Source organism: Streptomyces sp. NPDC025638, from assembly GCF_055558775.1.
In genome coordinates, this window is the sequence record NZ_JBVHLX010000005.1 from 501114 (window position 1) to 524005 (window position 22892).

Annotated in this window: 20 protein-coding genes and 1 pseudogene; 13 read left to right on the forward strand and 8 right to left on the reverse strand. The window is 70.6% G+C overall.

The genetic code is table 11. The features are described 5' to 3' along the window. Positions 1 to 55 precede the first annotated feature (55 nt). From ACZ4EG_RS16370 to ACZ4EG_RS16415, 10 genes are all read left to right on the forward strand, one after another. The gene (locus ACZ4EG_RS16370; RefSeq protein ID WP_467791065.1) at positions 56 to 1201 is read left to right on the forward strand and encodes a Gfo/Idh/MocA family protein; all 1146 of its coding nucleotides are present in this window, start codon (positions 56 to 58) and stop codon (positions 1199 to 1201) included. Further along, a complete protein-coding gene (locus ACZ4EG_RS16375; RefSeq protein WP_467791066.1) occupies positions 1201 to 2046 on the forward strand; it encodes a DUF6807 domain-containing protein in 846 nt (281 codons plus the stop codon). The genes ACZ4EG_RS16370 and ACZ4EG_RS16375 overlap by 1 nt, the downstream gene beginning before the upstream one ends. Beyond that, positions 2043 to 3563, forward strand: a complete 1521-nt coding sequence (locus ACZ4EG_RS16380) for a glycoside hydrolase family 43 protein (RefSeq protein ID WP_467791067.1) — start codon at positions 2043 to 2045, stop codon at positions 3561 to 3563. Before ACZ4EG_RS16375 ends, ACZ4EG_RS16380 begins: the two co-directional genes overlap by 4 nt. A 94-nt stretch (positions 3564 to 3657) precedes the next feature. Then, complete coding sequence (locus ACZ4EG_RS16385; protein WP_453548445.1) at positions 3658 to 4992, forward strand: ABC transporter substrate-binding protein; 1335 nt, start codon at positions 3658 to 3660, stop codon at positions 4990 to 4992. 107 nt (positions 4993 to 5099) lie between these two features. Beyond that, positions 5100 to 5879, forward strand: a complete 780-nt coding sequence (locus tag ACZ4EG_RS16390; RefSeq protein ID WP_467791068.1) for a rhamnogalacturonan acetylesterase — start codon at positions 5100 to 5102, stop codon at positions 5877 to 5879. A 16-nt stretch (positions 5880 to 5895) separates the two neighbouring features. Then, positions 5896 to 7209, forward strand: a complete 1314-nt coding sequence (locus tag ACZ4EG_RS16395) for a pectate lyase family protein (RefSeq protein WP_467791069.1) — start codon at positions 5896 to 5898, stop codon at positions 7207 to 7209. A gap of 32 nt (positions 7210 to 7241) precedes the next feature. Then, a complete protein-coding gene (locus tag ACZ4EG_RS16400) occupies positions 7242 to 8390 on the forward strand; it encodes a pectinesterase family protein (RefSeq protein ID WP_453548452.1) in 1149 nt (382 codons plus the stop codon). A 5-nt stretch (positions 8391 to 8395) separates the two neighbouring features. Further along, a complete protein-coding gene (locus ACZ4EG_RS16405; protein WP_467791070.1) occupies positions 8396 to 9280 on the forward strand; it encodes a right-handed parallel beta-helix repeat-containing protein in 885 nt (294 codons plus the stop codon). 99 nt (positions 9281 to 9379) lie between these two features. Then, complete coding sequence (locus tag ACZ4EG_RS16410) at positions 9380 to 10177, forward strand: HAD family acid phosphatase (protein ID WP_453548456.1); 798 nt, start codon at positions 9380 to 9382, stop codon at positions 10175 to 10177. Positions 10178 to 10338: 161 nt separating this feature from the next. Then, on the forward strand, positions 10339 to 11493 hold the full coding sequence (locus ACZ4EG_RS16415) for a right-handed parallel beta-helix repeat-containing protein (protein ID WP_467791071.1): 1155 nt from the start codon (positions 10339 to 10341) through the stop codon (positions 11491 to 11493). Between the two features lie 102 nt (positions 11494 to 11595). On the opposite strand, the gene ACZ4EG_RS16420 is transcribed toward ACZ4EG_RS16415, so the two are convergent. The 3 genes from ACZ4EG_RS16420 to ACZ4EG_RS16430 form a co-directional block, all read right to left on the reverse strand. Beyond that, the gene (locus ACZ4EG_RS16420; RefSeq protein ID WP_467791072.1) at positions 11596 to 12426 is read right to left on the reverse strand and encodes a pectate lyase; all 831 of its coding nucleotides are present in this window, start codon (positions 12424 to 12426) and stop codon (positions 11596 to 11598) included. 85 nt (positions 12427 to 12511) lie between these two features. Next, positions 12512 to 13363, reverse strand: a complete 852-nt coding sequence (locus tag ACZ4EG_RS16425; protein WP_453548460.1) for a hypothetical protein — start codon at positions 13361 to 13363, stop codon at positions 12512 to 12514. After that, the gene (locus tag ACZ4EG_RS16430) at positions 13360 to 13929 is read right to left on the reverse strand and encodes a SigE family RNA polymerase sigma factor (protein WP_453548463.1); all 570 of its coding nucleotides are present in this window, start codon (positions 13927 to 13929) and stop codon (positions 13360 to 13362) included. The genes ACZ4EG_RS16425 and ACZ4EG_RS16430 overlap by 4 nt, the downstream gene beginning before the upstream one ends. A gap of 236 nt (positions 13930 to 14165) precedes the next feature. Here ACZ4EG_RS16430 and ACZ4EG_RS16435 point away from each other — a divergent pair, with 236 nt between their 5' ends. Beyond that, on the forward strand, positions 14166 to 15617 hold the full coding sequence (locus tag ACZ4EG_RS16435; RefSeq protein ID WP_453548465.1) for an NCS2 family permease: 1452 nt from the start codon (positions 14166 to 14168) through the stop codon (positions 15615 to 15617). Between the two features lie 133 nt (positions 15618 to 15750). On the opposite strand, the gene ACZ4EG_RS16440 is transcribed toward ACZ4EG_RS16435, so the two are convergent. From ACZ4EG_RS16440 to ACZ4EG_RS16460, 5 genes are all read right to left on the reverse strand, one after another. Beyond that, positions 15751 to 17205 carry a peptidoglycan D,D-transpeptidase FtsI family protein gene (locus ACZ4EG_RS16440; protein ID WP_453548467.1) on the reverse strand — a complete coding sequence of 485 codons (1455 nt, stop codon included), beginning with the start codon at positions 17203 to 17205 and terminating at the stop codon, positions 15751 to 15753. 53 nt (positions 17206 to 17258) lie between these two features. Next, a complete protein-coding gene (locus ACZ4EG_RS16445) occupies positions 17259 to 17921 on the reverse strand; it encodes a response regulator transcription factor (RefSeq protein ID WP_467791073.1) in 663 nt (220 codons plus the stop codon). Beyond that, positions 17918 to 19168: a sensor histidine kinase gene (locus ACZ4EG_RS16450; RefSeq protein ID WP_467791126.1), complete on the reverse strand. Its 1251-nt coding sequence runs from the start codon at positions 19166 to 19168 to the stop codon at positions 17918 to 17920. The genes ACZ4EG_RS16445 and ACZ4EG_RS16450 overlap by 4 nt, the downstream gene beginning before the upstream one ends. After that, a complete protein-coding gene (locus ACZ4EG_RS16455; RefSeq protein WP_467791074.1) occupies positions 19165 to 20133 on the reverse strand; it encodes a hypothetical protein in 969 nt (322 codons plus the stop codon). Before ACZ4EG_RS16455 ends, ACZ4EG_RS16450 begins: the two co-directional genes overlap by 4 nt. Positions 20134 to 20219: 86 nt before the next feature. Continuing rightward, positions 20220 to 20993 carry an IclR family transcriptional regulator gene (locus ACZ4EG_RS16460; protein ID WP_363297317.1) on the reverse strand — a complete coding sequence of 258 codons (774 nt, stop codon included), beginning with the start codon at positions 20991 to 20993 and terminating at the stop codon, positions 20220 to 20222. 154 nt (positions 20994 to 21147) lie between these two features. Between ACZ4EG_RS16460 and ACZ4EG_RS16465 the strand changes: the two genes are divergently transcribed. Beyond that, positions 21148 to 22677: an aldehyde dehydrogenase (NADP(+)) gene (locus tag ACZ4EG_RS16465; RefSeq protein ID WP_467791075.1), complete on the forward strand. Its 1530-nt coding sequence runs from the start codon at positions 21148 to 21150 to the stop codon at positions 22675 to 22677. After that, positions 22673 to 22883: pseudogene (locus tag ACZ4EG_RS16470) on the forward strand (aldehyde dehydrogenase (NADP(+))); the annotation flags it as partial. The gene ACZ4EG_RS16465 and the pseudogene ACZ4EG_RS16470, both read left to right, overlap by 5 nt. Positions 22884 to 22892: the final 9 nt, after the last annotated feature.

Consider the following 22892-nt stretch of genomic DNA (forward strand, 5'->3'; position numbering starts at 1 on the left):
CCCCCGCCCGGCCGCTTACCCTGCAGGGAAAGATCGACAACGCAGGGAGGATCCCGTGAGCACACCCGTCCCGATCGTCCTGGCGGGCGCACGCGGCCACGGCCGCTGGCACCTCGACAACATCCGCCGGCTCCAGGACAAGGGCGTCGTCCGGCTCGCCGGGATCTGCGAACTCACCCCGCTGGCCGGGGACGAGATCCCCGAGGGCCTGGGTGTCCCCGTCCAGTCCGCCGACTTCGGCGCCCTCCTCGACCGCACGGACGCGCTGATCGCCGTGATCTGCACGCCCATCCCCACCCACACCGACCTGGCCCTCACCGCGGCCGACCGGGGCGTCCACATCCTGCTGGAGAAGCCGCCCGCGCCCTCCTACGACGAGTTCCGCCGTATGGCCGACGGGGTCGCCAAGGCCGCAGTGGTCTGCCAGATCGGCTTCCAGTCGCTGGGCTCGCACGCCGTGCCCGCGATCCGGGAACTGATCGAGGAGGGCGCGATCGGGGAGGTCATGGGCGTCGGCGGCGGCGGGGCCTGGGCGCGTGACGAGGCGTACTACCGACGGGCGCCCTGGGCGGGCAGGCGGCGGCTGAACGGCGTCGACGTGGTCGACGGCGTGCTCACCAACCCCCTCGCCCATGCGGTCGCCACCGGTCTCGCCCTCCTCGGCACCACCCGCGCCGAGGACGTCACCGGCATCGAGACCGAGCTGCTGCGCGCCAACGACATCGAGTCCGACGACACCTCCTGCGTCCGCGTGAGCACCGCCAAGGGCCCGGTCACCGTCGCCGCGACCCTGTGCGCCGAGGACCCCGGGGAGCCGTACGTCCTGGTGCACGGCGACCGGGGCCGGATCACCTTCTGGTACAAGCAGGACCGCATCCTGCTCCAGCGCGCGGGCCACGGCCCGCAGGAGATCGAGTACGAACGCACGGATCTGCTGGGGAACCTCGTCGACCACCTCACCATCGGCGCCCCGCTGCTGGTCGAACCCGATGCGACGGGCGCCTTCATGAAGGTCGTTGAAGCGATTCGACTGGCCGACGACCCGGTCGCGCTGCCCGCCGGCGCCTGGCGCCTCCTGCCCGATGAGAACCGCCGGGTGGTGCCCGGGATCGACGGACTCGTCGCGGCCGCCGCCGACACCCTCGCCCTCTACTCAGAGCTGGGCGCCCCCTGGGCGCCACGGAAACAGGGGAGCACCTGATGACGACCGACGACACCCTCGTCCTGCGCGCCGCGGGCCGCCCGGTCGGCCGCTACCTCACCCGTCCCGAACTCCCGGCCCGCCTCTCCCCGCGCCCCCATCTGCACCCCGTCACCACCCTGTCCGGCACCACGGTCACCGAGGTGAGCCCGGCCGACCACATCCACCACCTCGGCGTCGGTGTCGCCGTTCCCGACGTCGAGGGGCACAACTTCTGGGGCGGGCGGACCTTCGTCCGCGACCGGGGCCCCACCGAGCTCGACAACCACGGCGCCCAGCGTCACACCTCCTTCCAGCTCCGCGACCCCGACGGCTTCGTGGAGGAGCTGCGCTGGGTCGCCGCCGGGACCGAGCTGCTGCGCGAGCGCCGTACCGTGGCCGCCACCGCGCTCACCGACTTCGCCTGGGCGCTGGACTTCACCTTCTCCCTCACCAACGTCACCCCGGACCCGCTGTCGTTCGGCAGCCCCGCGACCAACGGACGCCCCGGCGCGGCCTACGGCGGCTTCTTCTGGCGCGCCCGCAAGGAGGCCACTGCCCCGCACGTCTTCACCGCGGAGCGCGACGGCGAGCCGGAGGTCCACGGCACCCGCGCCGACTGGCTCGCCCTGACCGGCGCCGACTGGACGCTGGTCTTCGCCGGGGCCACCGACGACACACGGCGCGACCCGTGGTTCGTCCGCACCGCCGAGTACCCGGGGGTGGGTTCCTCGCTGGCGCACGAGCGGCGGGTGCCGGTCCCGTCCTGCGAGACCGTCGTACGGCGGGTCGTCACCGTCGTCGCCGACGGCCGCCTGGGCCGGGACGAGGCGGCGGCACTGGTCCGCAAGGCGGTGAGCCCATGAGCGCCGGCCTCACGGAGGACACCTATCGCAACCCGGTCCTCGACGCCGACTGGTCCGACCCGGACGTCGTCCGCGTCGGCGACGACTTCTACCTCACCGCGTCCAGCTTCGGCCGTGTCCCCGGGCTGCCGCTGCTGCACTCCCGTGACCTGGTCAACTGGACCCTGATCGGTCACGCCCTCGAACGCCTGGACCCGGCCGAGGAGTTCGCGGCGCCCCGGCACGACTGCGGGGTCTGGGCACCCTCGCTCCGGTACCACGACGAGCGCTTCTGGATCTTCTGGGGCGACCCCGAGCAGGGCATCTTCCAGATCAACGCGCCCGAGATCCGCGGCCCTTGGAGCCGTCCGCACCTGCTGAAGGAGGGCAAGGGCCTGATCGACCCGTGCCCGCTGTGGGACGAGGAGACCGGCGAGGCCTACCTCGTGCACGCCTGGGCCCGGTCCCGCTCCGGCATCAAGAACCGGCTCACCGGCCACCGTATGCACCCCGACGGCAGCTCACTGCTCGACGAGGGCAAGGTGATCGTCGACGCGGACCGCATCCCCGGCTGGTTCACCCTCGAAGGGCCCAAGCTCCACCGGCACGACGGCTGGTTCTGGATCCTGGCGCCCGCCGGGGGAGTGGAGACCGGCTGGCAGGGCGCCTTCCGCTCGCGCGGCTTCTTCGGCCCCTACGAGGAGAAGGTGGTCCTGGAGCAGAAGGACACCGACGTCAACGGGCCGCACCAGGGCGGCTGGGTGCGCACCGCTTCCGGCGAGGACTGGTTCCTGCACTTCCAGCAGCGGGGCGCGTACGGCCGGGTCGTGCACCTCCAGCCGATGCGCTGGGGAGCGGACAGCTGGCCGGTGATCGGGGACGACGGCGCCCCCGTCGCCGTACACCGCAGACCCGGACTCCCGCCGCAGTCGCCCGCCGCGCCCGCCACCGACGACCACTTCCCCGGCGGTCGGTACGGCCGTCAGTGGCAGTGGGTGGCCAACCCCCGGGACGGCTGGGCCACCCAGCACTCCGCCGACGGTCTGCGGCTGTCCTGCGTCCGCTCGTCCGACGCGCACGACCTGCGGAAACTGCCGAACGTACTCACTCAGCGGCTGCCCGGCGCGCCCTGCGCGGTCGAGGTCGGCCTACGGCTGGACGGCGAGGAGCCGGGGGCGCGGGCCGGGCTTGCCGTGCTCGGGGACGCATACGGCTGGATCGGGCTTGAGCGGGGGGCCGACGGGACGGTCCTGCTCGTGCACCGGTTCGCCGAGCCCCTCGCTGAAAAGGAGCGGGACGCCGAGCACGCGCGTGCCGTGCCCGAGGGCCGGGTCCGGCTGCGCATCGAGGCCGCGCCGGGGGCCCGCTGCCGCTTCTCGGCCGACACCGGGGACGGTTTCCGCCCGTCCGGACCCGTCTTCGCCGCCACCCCCTGGCGCTGGGTCGGCGCCCTGCTCGGCCTCTTCGCCCTCGCACCCGCCGGGCCGGGACACGCCGGCACGGCCACCTTCACGCACTTCCGCATCACCCCCGCCTGAGTCCACCCGCCTGTTGGGAGCCGCAATGACGCACCCCCTCGGCAAGCGCTTGCCGTCCATGTCTCCGCTGGATCCGGAAGAAGAGAGCCGACCGATGAAGAGCAGCATCCGCAGAAGCAGGCGCGCCGCCACGGCCGTCGCCCTGGGCTCCGTGCTCGCGCTGACCGCCACCGCCTGCGGCGACGACGGCAGCGGCGGCGCGGGCGACAAGGGGAACGAAGGCTCCGGCAAGGGCACGATCACCTTCTGGGACAACAACGGCGGTGTCAGGACCGACGTCTGGAAGCAGATCATCGCCGACTTCGAGAAGAAGTACCCGGACATCAAGGTCAAGTACGTGGGCGTGCCCGCCGCGAGCGTCCAGTCCAAGTACGACACCGCCATCCAGGGCGGCGGCCTGCCGGACGTCGGCGGCGTCGGCACCGCGATGCTCGCCGAGATCGCCGCGCAGGGGGCTCTGGAGCCGCTGGACAGCCGGATCTCGTCCGGCTCGCTGAACGGCAGGCTCAACGCGAAGTTCCTGGAGAGCGTGAAGGCGGCCGGCGGCGACGAGAAGACGTACACCGTGCCGACCTCGGCCAACAACGGCACGCTGTGGTACCGGACCGACCTGTTCACGGCCGCCGGGCTGGAGGCGCCGACGACCTGGACGAAGTTCTACACCGCCGCCGGCAAGCTCACCGACAAGGGCAAGAACAAGTTCGGCTACACCATTCGGGGCGGTGAGGGCTCGATCGCCCAGGCCCTGGACGCCACCTACGGGCAGAGCGGGATCACGTCCTTCTGGAACGGCGACAGGACCACGGTCAACGACCCGAAGAACGTGGCCGCGCTGGAGAAGTACGTCGGCCTGTACAAGAAGGACACCCCGTCCGCCGACGTCAACAACGACTTCACCAAGATGGTCGCCCAGTGGGATTCCGGCACGATCGGGATGCTGAGCCACAACCTCGGTTCCTATGCGGACCACGAGAAGGCGCTGAGCGGCAAGTTCAAGGGCCTTCCGAACCCGACGCTGGACGACGGGACCCGGGTGCAGGTGTCCAATCCCGTGGACGGGCTGGGGCTGTTCAAGTCGAGCAAGAACAAGTCGGCCGCCTGGAAGTTCATCGAGTTCGCGGCCTCGCATGAGTCCAACAGCAAGTGGAACGAGACGGCGGGGCAGGTGCCGGCCAACACGGAGGCGGCGCAGGACGCGTGGGTTCAGCAGTCGGAGCCGACGAGGCTTGCCGCCGAGGCGCTGAACGGGGCCGGCACGAAGATCGTGCAGCTGCCTTACTACCTGCCCGACTGGAACACCATTTCCAAGGCGGACAACGAGCCGAACTTCCAGAAGGTGCTGCTCGGGAAGATGAGCGCGAAGGAATTCCTGGACATGCTTGCCGATCAGCTCAATGCGGCGCAGGCGGACTGGAAGAAGAACCACTGAGAGCTCGGGTGGTTTCGGTTGTGGGGTGACTGCGGGCCGGTTTGTGGCCGGTCGCGCAGTTCCCCGCGCCCCTGATCTACACACCCTCTGTTGAAAGGTGCACCTTCGTGTCCCTTACGCGCAGACAGGTAACTTCCGCGGCTCTGGCCGCGATTCCCCTTGCTAGTCGTTCTCCCGAGCGGCACCGCACCGTCTACCTCGCCGGTGATTCCACCGCCGCCCAGAAATACGCCGACGCGGCTCCCGAGACCGGGTGGGGAATGGCGTTCCCCTTCTTTCTCCGGAAGGGATGGGTGGTCGCCAACCACGCCGTGAACGGGCGGAGTTCGAAGAGTTTCGTCGACGAAGGCCGGCTCGACGCGATCCTCGCCGAGATCCGGGCCGGTGATCTTCTTCTCGTCCAGTTCGCGCACAACGACGAGAAGTCCGCCGACCCCACCCGCTACACCGAGCCCTGGACCACGTACCAGGACTATCTGCGGCTCTACATCGACGGCGCCCGTGCGCACGGTGCCCGGCCCGTCCTCGTCACCCCGGTAGAGCGCCGCAAGTTCGACGCCGACGGCAACGCCGTGCCGACCCACGGCGACTATCCGGCGGCGATGCGCGCGCTCGCGCAGGAGGAGCGCGTGGCGCTGCTCGACATCGAGGCGCTGTCGCTCGCGCTCTGGCAGCGGCTCGGGGTCGAGGCGACGAAGACCTACTTCAACTGGACCGACACCGAGCAGGACAACACGCACTTCAATCCGCCGGGGGCCATCGCCGTGGCGCGGCTCGTCGCGCGGGAGTCGCTGCGGACGCGGGTGCTCGCGTCCCGCGACGTCGTCCGGCTGCACGACGAGATTCCCGTCTCTTGGATCAACTGGCCACCCGCATCGGATTCGTAACCGAGGAGACCGCACAGTGCGTACCCAGATATGTCATGGACGTGTCACAGCGAGCCTTGCCGGCTGCACGGCTCTCGTGCTCGCCGTCACGGGCACGGCCTCCGCGCAATCCCGGCATCCGGACCTCGCTCACCAGGTACTGGCCGCGAACGACGGATGGGGCGCGTACGGCACCGGCACCACGGGAGGCGCCGCCGCCGACTCCACCCATGTCTACACCGTCACCACCTGGGAAGAGTTCAAGGCCGCCCTGGCCGACGGCGGCAGCGCGCCCAGGATCATCAAGGTGAAGGGGACGATCGACGCCGACGGGCCCGGCTGTGCCTCGTTCGAGGCGCCGGGCTACGACTTCGACGCCTACCTCGCCACGTACTCCCCGGAGAACTGGGGCCGCTCCACCAACCTGGACGCCGAACCCGACGACAGCCCCGAGGGCCTGCGCCGCGCCTCCGCCGCCAAGCAGGACGCCTACATCAAGGCGAACGTCCCGGCCGACACCACCATCGTGGGTATCGGCAGCAACGCCGGGTTCAAGGGCGCGAGCCTCCAGATCAAGGGCGTCGACAACGTCATCGTCCGCAACCTGGGCTTCGAGAGCCCGCTCGACTGCTTCCCCCAGTGGGACCCGACCGACACCGCCGACGGCAACTGGAACTCCGAGTACGACAGCGCGGTGATCCACGGCTCCACGCATGTGTGGATGGACCACGACACCTTCACCGACGGGGACCACCCGGACAGCACGCTGCCGTCCTACTTCGGCCGCATCTACGAACAGCACGACGGCGAGCTGGACATCGTCAAGGGCGCCGACTACGTGACCGCCTCCTGGAACGTCTTCGAGGACCACGACAAGACGATCCTGATCGGCAACGGCGACAGCGCCGCCACGGCCGCCGTCGACCGGGGGCACCTCAAGGTCACCTTCCACCACAACCTGTTCTCGAACCTGGTCGAGCGCGCCCCGCGCGTCCGCTTCGGGCAGGTCGACTCGTACAACAACCACTTCGTGGCCGAGGACGGCTTCTCCTACAGCTACGGCATCGGGATGGAGTCACAGCTCGTCGCCGAGCACAACGCGTTCACGCTGGCCGCCGGGGTCAAGGCCGGTTCGATCCTGAAGAAGTGGAAGGAGGCGCCGCTGACCGCCGCCGACAACTACGTCAACGGCACCCCGACCGATCTCATCGCCGTCCACAACGCCGAAGTGCCGGGCGAGATCCTCCAGTCGGGCGCGGGCTGGACGCCGACCCTGCGGACGAAGGTCGATCCGGCGAAGGCCCTGCCCGGCATCGTCGACCACTGCGCCGGCGCCGGTCACCTGCGCTGATCCGCCGCCCTGCACCGCGAAGGAGCACGCTCATGCCCTCGCACCATCCTCGAACCTCCCTGTCCCGGCGCGGTTTCCTCATGGCGGGCGCCGCGCTGGGCCTTCTGCCGGCGGCTCCCGCGCGGGCCGACGGCGGGCCGCGCCCGTTCGGGCGGTACGGCTCACCGGCCCGCCGTCTCACCCCCGCCACCCTGTACGTCGACCCGCACGGCCGGGGCGACCACACCTCCGTCCAGGCCGCGGTGACCGCCGCTGGGGGCACCTCCCAGGCGTTGAGCACTGGGGGAGGGAGCGGCCGGACGCTGGTCATCGCACCGGGCACCTACCGGGAGACGGTCGTCGTCGACGCCGGCCGCACGGAGACGACCTGGATCGGCGCCTCGGAGGACCCCCGGGACGTCGTGATCGTGTACGACAACGCGGCCGGCACCCCCAAGCCCGGCGGCGGCACCTACGGCACCACCGGATCGGCCACCACCACCGTGCAGGCGGACGGCTTCACCGCCCGCTGGATCACCTTCGCCAACGACTGGCTGCGCGCCGAGCACCCGGAGATCACGGGCACCCAGGCCGTGGCCGTCAAGGTGCAGGGCGACCGCGGTTCGTTCACGCACTGCCGGTTCCTCGGCCACCAGGACACGCTCTACGCCGACTCGATCGCGCTCGGTGCCTTCGCCCGCCAGTATTACCGCGACTGTTACGTCGAGGGCGATGTCGACTTCGTCTTCGGCCGGGCCACGGCGGTCTACGAGCGGTGCCACTTCCGCACCCTGAACCGCGCCGACCTGACCGCCGCGCCGTACGGCTTCGTCTTCGCGCCCTCCACGGCGGTCGCCAACCCGCGCGGCTATCTGGTCACCCGCAGCCGTGTCAGCAGCGAGGCCCCGGACGCCTTCTACAAGCTGGCCCGCCCCTGGGTCCCCGGCTCCGACCCCACCGCCCGTCCGATGCTCACCGTCCGGGACACCCGGCTCGGCCCCGGGATCGACGCGGTCGCGCCCTACACCAATATGTCGGCTGCCTATCCGTGGCAGAGCCAGCGGTTCGCCGAGTATCGCAACACGGGCCCGGGTGCCGGGATCACCGTCTGGGAGAACCGGCCCCAGCTCACCGACGAACAGGCCGGCTCGGCGACCCGCGAGACGTATCTCGGCGACTGGACCCCGTGGAAGGAGTGCTGACGACGATGCGCAGACGCTCCCTCCTCGCCGGGATCGCCGCCGGGGGACTCGGCGCCCTCGGTGCCGCCCCCGCGGCCCTGGCCCACGGCCGCTGTGTCCTGCACGTACGGCCCGGCGGGTCGGTGCAGGCGGCGGTCGATGCGGTGGACGGGCCCGGGTGGACGATCGTCGTCCACCCGGGGACATATCGCGAGGTCGTCCATGTCCCCGCGGACAAGGCGGAGCTGACCGTGCGCGGCGCCGGCCGCGATCCCCGGGCCGCCGTCATCGTGTACGACAACGCCAACGGGACACAGAGGCCGGCCGACGGGATCGCCATCAAGTTCGGCTCCGGCACGGGGAACCTGGTCACCGGAGCCCGCCTTTACAACAATGCGGACGACGGGATCGACTTCTGGTCCTTCTCCTCGCCCGTCACCGTCGAGCACACCTGGTCCTTCGGCAACGGCGTCAACCGCTGGTCCGACTCGGCCTTCGCGGGCGACGGCAACGGCTACAAGCTGGGCGGCGACGGCGAGGTGGTCGCGCACGTGGTCAACAACTCGGCCGCCTGGGGCAACGCGGGCAACGGCTTCACCGAGAACTCCAACACCGGCGCGATCGTCATCAACCGCACCACCGCCTACGCCAACGGCAAGTGGGGCTACTACTTCGCCACCAGCGCCGCCCGCCTCGGCAAGAACCTCGCGGTGAGCAACGGCAGCGGCCGGGTCACCAAGGGCTCCTCGGTGGTCTCCGCCGGCAACAACTGGGACTCCGGCATCTCCACCCCGTCCTTCGTCTCCACCGACGCGTCCACGACGTACAACTCCCGTAAGTCGGACGGCTCGCTGCCCTCGACGACGTTCCTGACGACGGGCAGTACGACCATCGGGGCGACCATGAACTGAGCCGGACGGGTGAAGTGAGGCCCGTGTCACCTGTGGGATAGATATCGATCAGGCAACGGGCCTCGCGCTCACCCTGGTGACGCGCGTAGAACCTTTGTCATGCATAAATCACTGCGTCTCGCGGCCGTCGCCGCCGCCTGTGCCGTCGCCGGTGGCGCCCTCTACGGGGCCGGCGCGGCCACCGCACACCAGTCGACGGCCAACTCCACCCACGAGCCGTACAACATCGGGCTCCTGGTGAAGGACATCGACACGTACTACGGCACCACCGCCGACAGCAACGGCGTGTACCAGGCGTCCCCGGACAGCCCGTACGCCAAGGACCTGGCGCGCATCGACGCCGCCGCCAAGCGCTACATCGACCGGGCCGCGCTCAAGGCCCACCACCGGGGCGAGCAGCCCGCGGTCGTCTTCGACATCGACGACACGCTGCTGCTCAGCCTCGACTACGAGAAGCGCTACAACTACACCTACAACGGGACCACCTGGGCGGACTATGTGAACAAGGCCGACCGCCCGGCCGTCTTCGGCAGCCCCGAGCTGGTCCAGTACGCCGAGTCCAAGGGCGTCGAGGTCTTCTACAACTCGGGCCTGAGCGAGGCGCAGCGCACCGCCGCGGTCGAGAACCTGAAGAAGATCGGCGCCGATGTGAACCTCGACGCCGACCACATGTTCCTCAAGGACAAGGCCAACCCCCCGGCCTACCTGAAGGACTGCGCCACCCCGGGCACCTGGAACTGCACGACCGTGCAGTACAAGGCCGGCACCCGCGAGCACATCGAGGACGACCTCGGGTACGACATCATCGCCACCTTCGGCGACCAGTACTCGGACCTCGACGGCGGCTACGCCGACCGGACGTACAAGCTCCCGAACCCGACCTACTTCGTGAGCTAGTCCGGTACGGGTCAGACACTTGGACGGGATCGTCCCCGGCTCGGTCCATCGACCGGGCGGGGGACGGTCCCGTCGCGTTTCCTTTCCTGCGGGCGCGGCAACCTCTTTTGGCCATGGCGGCAACCTGACTGCGTCCCATCCCCCTAGGAAAGGAGCGGTCAGTGCGTCAGAGCAGCGGACGCCACCGCAGGACGCGCACCCTCTCGATCGCCGCCGCGGTGGCCGCCTCCGCCGGGGCCGGCGGCGTCTGGCTCGGCCTGTCCCACAGTGGGGCCCAGGCCGCCACGACGACGGTCACCGTGTCGAGCACGGCCCAACTGGAGTCGGCCGTGAAGAACGCCGGCGCGGGCACCGTCATCCAGGTGCGCGGCGGCACGTACTATCCGACGGCCACCCTCAAGTCCACGGCCAACGGGACGAGTTCCAACCGGATCACGCTCCAGGCCTACGGCGGGGAGAAGGTGAGGATCGACGGGTCCAAGCTGCCCGCCGGCTCCTGGCTCGCCGGGATCTACGGCAGCTACTGGACCGTGCAGAACCTCACCTTCCAGAACTCCCCGGCCCAGGGCTTCGTCGTCACCTCCTCCACCGGCGGTGTCTTCAAGAACCTGGTCACGGCGGACAACGGCGACTCCGGCTTCACCCTGCGCGGAGACAACACGGTCGGCAACCTCGTCCAGAACCTGGACAGTTACGGCAACTACGACGCGTCCGGCCACGGCCAGAACGCGGACGGCATCGCCGTCAAATTCGGCTCCGGCAGCGGCAACAAGGTCACCGGCGCCCGCCTCTACAACAATTCGGACGACGGCCTCGACCTCTGGCAGTTCTCCTCGCCGGTCGCCATCGAGCACTCCTGGGCCTTCGGCAACGGCAAGAACCGCTGGCACGACTCGGCCTTCGAGGGCAACGGCAACGGCTTCAAGCTGGGCGGCGGGGGAGTCGCGGTCGCGCATGTCGTCAACAACAACGCGGCCTGGGACAACACCCTCAACGGCTTCACCGAGAACTCCAACACCGGTGCGATCGTGCTGAACCGCAACACCGCGTACGCCAACACCGAGGCGGGCTTCTACTTCGCCACCGGCAAGGCACGCCTCGCCCGCAATCTGGCGGTCGGCAACATGGGGGGCCTGGCCAAACTGGGCTCCCGCACCGTGTCCGCCGCCAACAACTGGGACAGCGGCGTTGCCACCCCGTCCTTCAAGTCGACGGACGCGACGACGGCGTACGGTTCCCGCGCGTCGAACGGCTCACTGCCCACGACCACGTTCCTGACCACGGGCAGCACGGCCATCGGCGCCACGATGAACTAGGCGCTGAGCCAGGCACAGGCGAACGCCCCCGCCGGTCGTCACCGGCGGGGGCGTTCTCATGCCGGCCGAGGGGGGCCAGGCCGGCGGATCGAGGTGGGTCGCTCACCCGTACGTGATGTCAGATGAGGAGAAGAGGCAAGAGGTTCCGTCGGGGCCGGTGCCCAATTCCGTCGGCTCCTTGCCGGTGTTGTTGCCCTTGAAGCGGACACAGGTCTTGATCTTCTTCTTGGCGTCGCCGTGGATGCGGATCTTGCGCAGCGCCGCGGTGTCCCCGAAGTTGGAGTTGACACCGACGACGGCCTTGAGCGGCGCGGTGACGTCCACGTCGTTGATGATGATCGTCCGCTTGAACTGCTTCTTGCAGTTGCCGCAGGAGCGCACCAGCTTGCCGGAGTTCTCCACCTGGAACTTGCTGACCACCAGCTTGCCCGCGCCGTTGAACTGCAGCACCTTGTCGTCGGCGTTCTTCGCGCCACCCCCGTGGACCGTGTACACGCCCGAGGCGGACGTGCCCTTGAAGGTCGCGGCGTCCTCGCCGACGTCCAGCCACCACACGTTCTGCAGTGTGCAACTGCCCAGGCAGTGCACGCCGTCCGCGGCCGGGGTGCCGATGATGACGTTCTTCAGGGTCGCGCCGTCGGCGAGCTCGAAGATCGGGCCCTGGTTCTCGTCCTGGCTGTCGGTGCCCAGGGCGCCGGACCCGAAGAACTTGGTGAGCTTGCCGTCGTAGGTGCCCGACACCTCGATCGTCTTCGACACGGCCTTGCTGCCCTTGGCGGTCGGCCAGGAGGTCGCGGCGCCCGCGGAGGCCAGCATCGTCGTGGTGACGATCGCGGCGCCGGTGATGCCGAGGGCGACGGAGCCGGCGATCAGCGCCCGCCGCTTCGTGACCCGGCGGCGGTGGCGGACGCGCTGTTCAGCTCGTGCAGTCATGCCCATTCCTTGTGTGGGGAGAGGAACCTTGCGCTTCCTGGTCGCCGCCGGTGGGGAATGGGTTGCCGCGTCCGCGGAATTTCTTTTACGAGTCGCCCGCGCCGGTGTCGTGCGCCGCGAAGTCCCCGGTCACCGCGTACTGCTTGCCGCCCGCGCCGCCCGTGATGGTGTAGCGGTCGTCCTTGGCGTCCCGGCCGCCGCGCTCATGGTTGTACTGCCCGGCGAACACCCACTGACCCGCCGCGACCTTGCGGCCCTCCTTCAGCGTCCACGTGTAGACCAGGAAGCCGTCCTCCTCGGTCACCGTCTGCGTGAAGTCGGTCTCCGGCAGCGAACGCCAGGCGCCGGCCGAGGACACCCCGCCGGTCTGGGCGACCTTCAGCCGGACGGTGAGCGAGGTCAGTTGCTCCGAGGCCTTCAGGGTCACATTGCTCTGCGCCCAGAAGTCATTGCTGTGCGGGTCCACCGAGCCGTCCGACCACAGCGGACCGTCCTGCTCACCCCGCGCGGTGGGCGCCTGCGCGGAGCCGGAGGCCGTCGGGGTCGGCGAGGGGGAGGAACTCGGCCTGCGGGAATCGTGGGTGGCGCCGGAGCTGGGGGCCGGGTCCGCCGGATGGACCGGCGGCCGCATCGTCGCGTCCGGCGACGGCGTGGGCGTCGGTGACACCGCGACCGTCTGCTGCGGGAGAGCCTTCTCCTTCACCGCGGACGCCACCGCGTACCCGCCGACCGCGAGGACACCGGCGACCGCGGCGGTGGCACTCACCACCCGCACCCAGCCGAACACGGGCGGGCGCGTGGCGCGGTGGTCGGGGCGGGCCTCGGCGGCCATGCCCCGCTCGACGCGGGCGAGGATGCGCGCGCGGTCGGGTTCGTGCGCCTCGGCCGCCTCGTGCAGCCGGGCGCGCAGCTCGTCGTGCACGTCCTGCTGCCTCATCGGTTCCTTCCTCCGCTCTCGCCGCCACGCGCCGCCACCGCCGCGTGCACCTTCTGCGGAACACCCTGGGCGCCGAGCAGCTTCTGCAGTTCGGCCATGCCCTTGGACGTCTGGCTCTTAACCGTACCCACCGAGATCCCCAGGGCGAGGGCGGTGTCCTTTTCCGACAGGTCGAACGCATGTCGAAGCACCACACATGCGCGTTTGCGGAAGGGCAGCCGGCGCAGCGCCGACTGCACATCCACCACGCCCGCCACATCGGGGTTCTCGGTCTTCTCCTCGCGGTGCGACCAGAACAGGGCGATCCGGCGGCGCTCGCGGACCGCGCTGCGGATGCGGGTGCGGGCCAGATTGGCGACGACGCCGCGCGCGTACGCCACCGGGTGGTCGGCCGCGCGCACCCTGTCCCAGCGGTGCCACAGCGCGAGCAGCGCGTCCGCCGCGAGGTCGTCCGCGGCGTCCGCCTCGCCGGTCAGGAGGTGGGCGAGGCGGGACAGTTCGGCGTAGTGGCGTTCGAAGAAGGCGTGGAACTCCACCGAGGCGGCGTCGTCGACGACTGTGCCCACGGGTGACCTCTTCTGTCTGTGGGTGTCATGTGAATGACATGCGAGCATCCGGAGAAGTGCCGGACGGGATTCGGAGCGTAGCAGTGATCGTTTGGCCTGCCCCGTACGGGGATTCGGACACGGTATGGCAGGCCGAACCCGGTTCCGTAACACGGAGAAAACCTGAAACCGGTTCAACGTGGGAACAATCCAGCCAGCATCCACGCACGATCACTCAGGCAACGAGGAGGACGACCATGTCCGAGATCCAGAAGGCGGCCGACCGGCCAAGTGCCGCGCCGCCCGCGGTGAACAGCGTCGACCGGTACTTCAAGATCTCCGAGCGGGGGTCCGGCCTCGGCCGGGAGATACGCGGCGGCATCGCCACATTCTTCACGATGGCCTACATCCTTGTCCTGAATCCGATCATCCTGGGCAGTGCCAAGGACAAGTTCGGCCATCAGCTCGACACCGGCCAACTGGTCACCGCCACCGCGCTGGTGGCCTGTGTGATGACGATCATCATGGGCGTCGGCGGCAACCTCCCGCTCGCCATCGCCGCCGGCCTCGGTCTCAACGCCGTCGTGGCCTTCCAGTTGGCGCCGCTGATGAGCTGGGCCGACGCCATGGGCCTGGTCGTCCTGGAGGGCATCCTGATCTGCGTCCTGGTCCTCACCGGACTCCGGGAAGCGATCATGAACGCCATCCCCCACCAGCTCAAGCAGGCCATCGGCGTCGGCATCGGCCTGTTCATCGCGTTCATCGGCTTCGTCGACGCCGGGTTCGTCAGCCGCATCCCGGACGCCGCGCACACCACCGTGCCCGTACAGCTGGGCGCCGTCGGCCGGCTCACCGGCTGGCCCGTACTGGTCTTCTGTCTCGGCGTGCTGCTGACCATCGCGCTGGTCGCGCGGAAGGTGAAGGGCGCGATCCTCATCAGCATCGTGACCATGACCGTCGTCGCGATCGTCATCAACGCCGTCGCCGACGTCAAGAGCTGGGGTCTGACCACCCCGAAGGTGCCCGACAAGATCGTCGCCGCCCCGGACTTCGGACTCGTCGGTCACTTCAGCCTGTTCGGCGGCTTCGCCGAGGCCGGGGTGCTCACCGCGGTCCTGCTGGTCTTCACCCTGGTCCTGTCGGACTTCTTCGACGCCATGGGCACCATCGTCGGCATCAGCGCCGAGGCCGGGCTGCTCGACGAGAAGGGGCAGGTGCCGGGCATCGGCCGGGTTCTGTTCATCGACGGCGCCGCCGCCGTCGCGGGCGGAGTGGGCTCGGCCTCCTCCAACACCGCCTACATCGAGTCCGCGGCCGGTGTCGGCGAGGGTGCCCGCACCGGTTTCGCCAACCTGGTCACCGGCGGGCTCTTCGGTCTCGCGCTGTTCCTCACCCCGCTGCTGACCATCGTCCCGCTGCAGGCGGCGGCGCCCGCGCTGATCGCGGTGGGCTTCCTGATGATGACCCACGTCAAGCACATCGACTGGGACCGGTACGAGATCGCGATCCCGGCGTTTCTGACGATCGCCGCGATGCCGTTCACCTACTCGATCACCGATGGCATCGGGGCGGGGTTCTTGTCGTACGTCGTCATCAAGACGGTGCTGGGGAAGGCGAGGGAGGTCAACTGGCTGCTGTGGGGGGTTTCGGTGCTGTTCCTTGTCTACTTCGCGATCGATCCGGTGGAGCAGGTTCTTGGCGTGAAGTGAGGGTGGCTGCGCGATCGGCCGCGGGTTCGATGCGGCTGGTCGCTCCCCCAAGTTCTCGGCTTCGCTCGAACAGGGGGGACCCCCATCGCGGCGGAGCCGCATATCGATACAGCCCCGCGCCCCTTTGGGGCGCTTACTTCAGTGCCGCTTGCATCATCGCCTTGGCCACCGGGGCCGCCAAGCCGTTGCCGCTCACTTCCGACCTTGCCGCGTCCGACTGCTCCACCATCACCGCGACCGCGACCTCCTTGCCGCTGCTGTCGGACTTGCCGTAGGAGGTGAACCAGGCGTACGGCGTCTTGCTGTTGTTCTCGCCGTGCTGGGCCGTGCCCGTCTTGCCGCCCACGGTCACGCCGTCGATCAGCGCGTTCGTACCCGTGCCGTCCTTGACGACCGTCTCCATCGCCGACTGCAACTGCTCGGCGGTGGAGGAGCTCACGATCTCCTTGGTGTCCGTGTTGTCGTCGTAGTTCTGCAGCGCATCGCCACCGCTGTCGGTGATCTGCGAAACCATGTGCGGCGAGACCAGCTTGCCGTCGTTGGCTATGGCCGCCGACACCATGGCCATCTGGAGCGGGGTCGCCGTCACGTCGAACTGGCCGATGCCCGACAGGGCCGTCTGCGCCTTGTCCATGCTCGACGGGTACACGCTCGCGTAGGCGCGCACCGGCACGTCCTGCTTGTCGTCGTTGAAGCCGAACTTCTCGGCCATCGCCCTCACCTTGTCCTGGCCGAGGTCGACGGCCATCTTGCCGAAGACGTTGTTGCAGGAGTAGCGCAGGGCGACCCGGATCGAGGCGTTCTCACAGGGCGCCGACTTGTTCTCGTTGGCGAGGATCCTGGTGGTGCCGGGCAGCGTGTACGGGTCGGGGCTGTCGGTGTGTTCGTCCACGTTCCTGTACAACCCGTCCTCCAGCGCGGCCGCCGCGACGACCAGCTTGAACGTCGAGCCCGGCGGCAGCGGCTGACGCAGCGCGCGGTTGGTCAGCGGCTTGTCCGAGTCGGCGCCCAGCCGCTTCCAGGCGGTCCCCGCGGTGTTGGCGTCGGTGAGCGTCGTGGGGTCGTACGACGGGGTCGACACCACCGCGAGGATCTTCCCGGTCTTCGGGTCCATCGCGAGAGCCGCGCCCTTGTTGCCGCCCAGGGCCCGGTAGGCCGCCTTCTGCACATCGGGATCGATCGTCGTGACCACGTTGCCCGGATCGGCGCGCTTGCCGGTGACCGTGTCCATGATGTTCTTCAGCCGGTTGTCCGTGCCGTTGAGCAGGTCCTGGTAGATGCCCTCCAGCTGGGTCGGCGCATAGGCCTGGGACGCGTAGCCCGTGACCGCCGCGTACAACGCGCCGTTCTTGTACGTCCGCTTGTACGCGAGGTCGCCCCCCGTCGTCCGCGTCGAGCCGGTGATGGAATCGCCGGCCACGATGATGTTCCCGAGCGGCTCCGCGTACGTCTCGATCGCGTTGCGCCGGTTGTCCTTGTCGTCCGCGAGGGCCCGGCCGTCGTAGTACTGCACCCAGGTCGCCCTGATCAGCAGAGCGAGCACGAGCAGCAGCGCGAAGACGGACGCCCGCCTGATCGTCTTGTTCATCCCGGAAGAAGACGACCGAGAGGGCCGCAATCGTTCCCGTACGCCCGTTTTTCTCATCGGGGTTTCAGAAAGCCCGCCTCGTACGCGGCGATCACCGCCTGCGTCCGGTCCCGTGTGCCGGTCTTGGCCAGCACCGCCGCGACGTGTGTCTTCACGGTGGCGGGGCCGACCTCCATGCGCCGGGCGATCTCGGCGTTGGTGAGCCCGGCGGCCAGCTGCCGCAGCACCTCCTTCTCCCGTCCCGTGAGCCTCGCCACCCAGGCCGGAGGCGTCGGGACGGCGCGCGCGTACTCGGCGGCCAGCGTCCTCACGGCCGACGGGAACAGCAGGCTGTCGGTGCGCGCGACCAGTCGTACCGCCTGCACCAGCGCGTCGGCCTCGGCCCGCTTCAGCAGGAACCCGGCGGCCCCGGCGCGCAGCGCGTCGTACACATAGGAGTCGTTCTCGAAGGTGGTCACGACGACAATGCGGGGCGGCTCGTCGAGCGTGGCCAGGATCTGCTCGGTGGCCCGGATCCCGTCGGTCTCCGGCATGCGTACGTCCATCAGGACCACGTCGGGCCTCAGCTCCCTTACGACCGACACGGCCTCGGCGCCGGTCGCCGCCTCGCCGACGACCTCCAGGTCCGGCTCGGCGGAGAGAATGGCGCGCAGGGCCGTGCGCACCATGCGCTCGTCGTCGGCGAGGACGATCCGGATGGTCGGGGCCTGGGTCATACGGGTCCTTTCATCGGGAGTCGTACATGCAGCCGCCACATCCCCTCGGCCGGGCCGGCCGTCACCGTGCCGCCCAGGAGGCGGACCCGGTCGGCGATGCCGCGCAGCCCGTGGCCCCCGCCGGGCCGGGAGGGGCAGGGGCCGCTGAGCGGGTTCTCCACGGTGATCTCCAGGTGCCCGTCGGCGGCCGCTATCCGCAGGGCGGCCTCGACCTCGGCGCCCGCGTGCTTGAGGACGTTGCTCAGGCCTTCCTGCACGATGCGGTAGGCCTCGCGGGAGAGTGGCGGCGGCAGTGTCTCCGGGTCGGCCGTGACGGTGGCCTCGACGCTCTGCCCGCCCGCCCGGGTGCGCCGCAGCAGCCCGTCCAGGTCGGCCGCGAGGGTCGGCGCGGGCGCCGTGCCGGGCGCGTCGGCGTCCCGCAGCACGCCGAGCACCGCGTCGAGTTCGCCCACCGTGCGCCGGGTGGTGTCCTCGATGGCGGCGAGGGCCTCGCGGACGAACTCCAGGTCGGTGTCCAGGACACGGCGGGCCGCGCTCGCCTGCAGGGTGACGGCGCTCAGGGCGTGGCCGACGGAGTCGTGCAGCTCGCGGGCGAGCCGGTTGCGCACGGCGAGGTCGGCGGCGCGCGCCTCGGCCGCCGCGAGCCGGTCCTCGGGGGTGGGCCCGAGCAGCGCGGGCGCCCAGCGGGCGAGGAGCGCCCCGGACCCGGCCGCGCAGCCGGCGAGCGCGAGCAGCATGGCGACACCGGCGACCGGCGCGAGTGCCAGTGCCCAGGTGTGGTCGAGGACTTCGGGCAGGCCGAGCCGGGTGTCGCGCAGCCACGCGAAGAGCGGCAGCGCGATCAGCACCGCCGCGAACGGCGGCACGGCGAGGGACATCCCCGAGATGATCCCGCCGAACCCCAGATGCAGCGTGAACCAGGCCGCCGTCCGCCCCCTCGCGGCCCGGGTCCGGGCGGGACCGTGGGCCAGCGCGTCCGGGGGCACCCCGCACAGGGCGCGGGCGGCACCCGCCTCCAGCGGGCGGGTCAGCGGGAACAGGGAGGTGACCGCGGCGATCGGCAACCCCACGGCGAAGGAGCCCAGTTGGACGGGCAGGTCGCCCCAGAAGCGGTTCGAGCCGAGGACGGGCCCCACGATCACCTCGCCGACGAAGACGTACGGCATGGCGAGCGCGCCGCCCAGGATCAGATGGATCCAGCGGCGGCGCGCCGTGCGGCCGAACAGCGGCCGGGCGAACCTCCTCACCACGCGGGCCGCTTCGGGGACCGTGCGGACCGCTCGGCCAAGAACCGGGCGCCGAGGACCGCGACGAGGATGCCGGTCGCCACCTGGCCGGCGTAGGCGAGGTCCAGCAGTGCTGTCGGGCCGTCGGCGCTGTCGTTCACCCCGGTGAGCGGGGCCAGTGCCTGCCACGCGCCCCAGCAGGCCACCGCGCCGGAGCCGACCCAGCCCAGGGCGAGCGGCACGCCGACCGGCAGCGGGCGGCCGCGGCGGAAGGCGAGCTGCCAGGCGCCGATGACGGCGGCGGCCAGGAATCCGACGTACACCACCTCCATCGGCCGGCTGCCGCTCGTGTCCCGCCCGGTCGTGACCCCACAGGCCCACAGCAGCCGGAGCGTGCCAGGAACCAGCGCGAGCACGGCCGCCGTCACGGCTATGGTCCGCTGCGCGGCCGGCGCGCTCTGCGCGGGCAGGTCCCACACCCGCCCCTGCCACAGGTGTCCCCACCGCTCGCGGGCATACCCGACGAAGAGCGCCCCCAGCGCGAGCCCCTGCACGATGAACCCCCCATACACGACCCCGAACACCCACCCGTCGAGGAACGGCCGGTCGTCACCGCTGTCCGTACCCCCGTGGACGACCAGTTGCAGCGGAAATCCCACCATGATCGGCGCGAGAAGTCCCGTGGCGACCCACATCGGCACCGCGAGCAGCCAGGAGGGCACCCGCCGTCCCCACGGCCGGGTCAGCAACAGCGCCAGCACGATGACCGCCGCGTCCATCAGTACGGTGAGCCCGTTGGCGACCACCATGGTCACCCGGTGCTTCAGCAGCGGACTCCCGCCCGGGATGCCGAGGTGACTCCCGGCGATCCAGGCGAGCTTGAGGCCGAGATACGGCAGACAGGCGACGACGGCCACGAGCCGCAGCGCCCGGCGCCGGGAGCCGGTGGCAACGCGGGCCACGGCGGGCGCGGTTGAGAGGTTCATGCCTCAACGCTCCCGTGCCGGCGGGTGGGTCCACCTCCTGCACGACGATGATCCACCTCCGCCGCACGGGGGAGACGCCGTCCCGCTCACAGCCTCCGCGTGGCCAGCGTCAACCGGTCCCGGGCGTCGAACAGGGCATCCTTGATCATCTGCTCGTGGGCGGGGGTCAGCCGGGCCACCGGCACCGAGCAGCTGATGGCGTCGCGCGCGGGGGTGCGGTACGGGATCGCGACGCCGAAGCAGCGCAGCCCCAGCGTGTTCTCCTCGCGGTCCACGGCGAAGCCCTGCTCCCGGACCTGGTGCAGCTCCTCGATGAGCTGCTCCCGGTCGGTGATGGTGTGCTCGGTCAGCGCGGGCAGGGTCTCCGGGAGCAGCTTGCGGACCTGTTCGTCGGTGTGGGTCGCCAGCAGCGCCTTGCCGAGGGACGTGGAGTGGGCGGGCAGCCGGCGGCCGACGCGGGTGAACGGGCGCAGGTAGTGCTGGGACTGCCGGGTGGCCAGGTACACCACGTTGGTGCCGTCCAGGCGGGCCAGGTGGATGGTCTCCGTGGTGTCGTCGGAGAGCCGGTCCAGGGTGGGCCGGGCCGCCGCGACCACCTCGTCACCGTCGATGTAGGAGGTGCCGACGAGCAGTGCCCGCACCCCGATGCCGTACCGGGTGCCGGTCGCGTCCGTCTCCACCCAGCCCAGCTCCACCAGCGTGCGCAGCAGCATGTACAGGCTGGACTTGGGATATCCGACGGCCTCCTGGACCGCCGCGAGGGAGTGCATACCGGGCCGGCCGGCGAAGTACTCGAGCAATTCAACGGTCCGCACCGCGGACTTGACCTGCGCCCCGCCGCCTGTCTCGCCTGCCGACATCGCCCTTGACCCCTTCGTTCGACGGGAAATAGTCTCCAACAGCATATTCATCATCAGAGACGGTGTTCAGTATATCGAACGCCCTGGTGAATGACCCAGATACTGCGGTAATTGCAGCGGCAATGCATCCGCAATGAACGTGGAGGGATTCGCGGTGGCAGCAGCACCAGTCTGGAGTGTCGACCCGCGTACCGGGAAGCAGCGTGAGCAGGTTGCGGTGGAGGCCACGGACCAGGAGGTGGACACCGCCGTCCGGGCCGCCCACGCCGCGCGCGGCTTTCTCGCCGACCGCGCCGTGCGCTCGGCCTTCCTGCGCTCCGCCGCCGCGGGTCTCGACGCGGCCAGGGACCAGCTGGTCGAGGCCGCCGACGCCGAGACCGCGCTGGGCCCGGTCCGGCTGACCGGCGAACTCGCGCGCACCACCTACCAGTTGCGGGCCTTCGCGGACATCGTCGACGAGGGCGCGTTCCTCGACGTCATCGTCAACCACCCCGACGACACCGCGACCCCGCCGATCCCGGACCTGCGCCGCTACAAGGTCCCGCTGGGCGTCGTCGCCGTCTACTCGGCCTCCAACTTCCCCTTCGCCTTCTCGGTCGCCGGCGGTGACACCGCGAGTGCCCTGGCCGCGGGCAACCCGGTCGTCGTCAAGGCCCACCCCGACCACCCGGCACTGTCCGAGCTGGTCGCCAAGGTGCTGCGCCGGGCCGCCGCCGAGCACGGCATCCCCGACGGTGTCCTCGGCCTGGTCCACGGCTTCGAGGCGGGCGTCGAGCTCATCAGGCATCCGCTGGTCGCGGCGGCCGGCTTCACCGGTTCCGTACGGGGCGGACGTGCCCTCTTCGACGCGGCCGCCGCCCGGCCGGTCCCGATCCCCTTCCACGGCGAGCTGGGCTCCCTCAACCCCGTCGTCGTCACCGAGGCCGCGGCCGCCGAGCGCGCCGAGGCGATCGGCACCGGTCTCGCCGGGTCGATGACGCTGGGCGTGGGGCAGTTCTGTGTGAAGCCGGGCCTGGTGCTGGTGCCGTCCGGCGCGGCGGGCGACGGTCTGGTCAAGTCGCTCACGGACGCGGTCAGCGACACCGAGGCGGGGGTCCTGCTCGACCACCGGATGCGGGACAACTTCGTCGCCGGTGTCGCCGAGCGGGCCGCGCTGTCCGGCGTGGAGTCCCCGGTGACCCCCGGCGCGGGCAGCGAGCACACGGTCAGCCCGGGCTTCCTGACGGTTCCGGCGGGCCGGTTGGCGGAGGAGGGGGCGTACGACCTGCTCCTGGAGGAGTGCTTCGGACCGGTGACCGTGGTGGTCCGCTACGAGGACCAGGACGAGGCGACCGCCGTGCTGTCCCGGCTGCCCGGCAACCTCACCGCGACCGTGCACCTCTCGACGGAGGAGGCCGCGGGCGAGGGCCGCGGCGCGGAAATCCTCGCGGAGCTGACCCCGCTGGCCGGCCGGGTACTGGTGAACGGCTGGCCGACGGGTGTCGCGGTGGCACCGGCCCAGCACCACGGCGGCCCGTACCCGGCGACGACGTCCACCTCGACGTCCGTCGGCGGCACGGCCATCGAGCGCTGGCTGCGCCCGGTCGCCTACCAGAACGCCCCCGAGGCCCTGCTCCCGAAGGAACTCCGCGACGACAACCCCCTGGGCCTGCCCCGCCGCTTCAACGGCCATCTGGAACGCTGACCTGCGCCTCGCGGCGGAAGTTCCGGCTGGCGAGGGCGCGGCGCGGAGACGCCGGCGGCGTTGGCGCGGCCGGCGGGGCGGGCTCTGGTGAACGGTCGGCCGACGGGGGTGGCGGTGGCGCCGGCCCAGCACCACGGGGTCCGTGCCCGGCGACGACGTCCACCTCGACGTCCGTCGGCGGTACGGCCATCGAGCGCCGGTTGCGGCGTCGTGTG